Raw genomic sequence first — 1,334 nt, 5'->3', positions numbered from 1 at the left:
GGCCGGCGAAAGGTCGCGCCCGGTGCGGGTGATGAGGCCGAGCCGCGCGCCACCACCGGCGCCTGGAGCGGGCGCACCGCGACGCCCTTGCGCGGAAACATGGCGAAGGTCAGCTCCGGCAGAGCCGTCACGCCGAGGCCCGCGGCCACCAGCGCCACGGCGGAGGGAATCTGCTCCACCTCGTAGCGCGGCATCAGAGCGAGGTCCGCCGCCGCCATGGCATTGTCCACCAGGCGCCGCACCGAAGTGGTGCGGGCGAGGGCGACGAACGCAACGGCGCGAGCGCCGCCCAGGAGAGCGGCGTCCGGCTGGCGAGGGGATGACCCTTCGGCATCAGCAGGTGCACCCGATCGGCGCCCAGCGGCTCGAACGCGAGCGCATCGCCCGCCGGCCGCATGGTCACCGCCATGTCGGCGACGCCCTCTTCCACCAGCGCGGCGGCGCGCTCGTGCAGCACGTCGAACACCGAGACCTCGGCCTCCGGATATTGCGCCCTGAGCCCCGCCACCGCCTGCGGCAGGATCGCTGCGGCCACCGAGGGCAGGAGCGCAATGGCGATGCGCGGGCGGCGGGCGCCGCGCTCGGCGAGGTCCTTCAGTCCGGAGCGCACGTCGCGCACCACCTCTTCGGCGAGGCCCGCGAGCGCCCGCCCGTCGGCGGTCAGCGCCACCTTGCGGGTGGTGCGCTCGAACAGGCGCAGGCCCAGTTCCTGCTCGATGCGCCGGATGGTCTCGCTCAGCGCTGGCTGCGAGATGCCGAGCAGGGCCGCGGCCTGCGTGAAGCTCGGCGCGCGGGCGGCGGCTGCGAACACCTCCAGCTGCCGGATGGTGATGTTCATAACCTTACCCTCATAATTCATCGTATCGATCTATTTGACTTGATGAATTGCCCCTGTCTACGCTTTTCCCATGCCCGCGCCAGACGGGCGGATGATGCCGGGGAGAGACATGCCAGGAGGTCCAGGCGGGATCGTGCGCATCGGCAGCGGGGCCGGGTTCGCCGGCGACCGGCGCGACGCCGCCGTGCCGGTGGTGGAGATGCTCGCCGCGCTCGACGGCCCGCGCTTCCTGATCTTCGAGACCCTCGCCGAGCGCACCCTCGCCCTGTGCCAGCTTGCCCGGCGCCGCGATCCGGACGCGGGCTACAGCCCGGCACTGAAGGGTTTCCTCGCGCCGGTGCTGGCGCGGTGCCTTGAGAGCGGCATCCGCATCGTCGGCAATTTCGGCGCCGCCAACCCGCAGGCGGGCGCACGCCGCATCGCCGCCATGGCCCGTGCCCTCGGCCGCGTGCCACGGATCGCCGTGGTGGAGGGGGGCGGACCTCGCCGGCCGGCT

3 protein-coding genes are annotated in these 1,334 nt (G+C 72.9%); 1 reads left to right on the top strand and 2 read right to left on the bottom strand.

Features of this window, described 5'->3' with window-relative positions; translation table 11 throughout:
* Both AC2W7M_RS25595 and AC2W7M_RS25590 read right to left on the bottom strand, forming a co-directional pair.
* Nucleotides 1-218 (bottom strand): LysR substrate-binding domain-containing protein (locus AC2W7M_RS25595; protein WP_486135921.1); only part of this gene is annotated, 218 nt, incomplete at its 3' end.
* Nucleotides 194-838, bottom strand: a complete 645-nt coding sequence (locus AC2W7M_RS25590) for a LysR family transcriptional regulator (protein ID WP_486135919.1) — start codon at nt 836-838, stop codon at nt 194-196. The genes AC2W7M_RS25595 and AC2W7M_RS25590, both read right to left, overlap by 25 nt.
* Before the next feature lie 133 nt (nt 839-971).
* On the opposite strand from AC2W7M_RS25590, the gene AC2W7M_RS25585 reads away from it, so the two are divergent.
* Nucleotides 972-1,334 (top strand): acyclic terpene utilization AtuA family protein (locus tag AC2W7M_RS25585; protein WP_486135917.1); only part of this gene is annotated, 363 nt, incomplete at its 3' end.

This window comes from Xanthobacter sp. BG11Y11_SDJG (assembly GCF_057364445.1).
This window is presented reverse-complemented; position numbering and strand designations above follow the sequence as displayed.

Excerpts from the sequence above, each read along its gene's own strand:
- AC2W7M_RS25590 (WP_486135919.1), bottom strand. The coding sequence starts at position 838 with ATGAACATCACCATCCGGCAGCTGGAGGTGTTCGCAGCCGCCGCCCGC.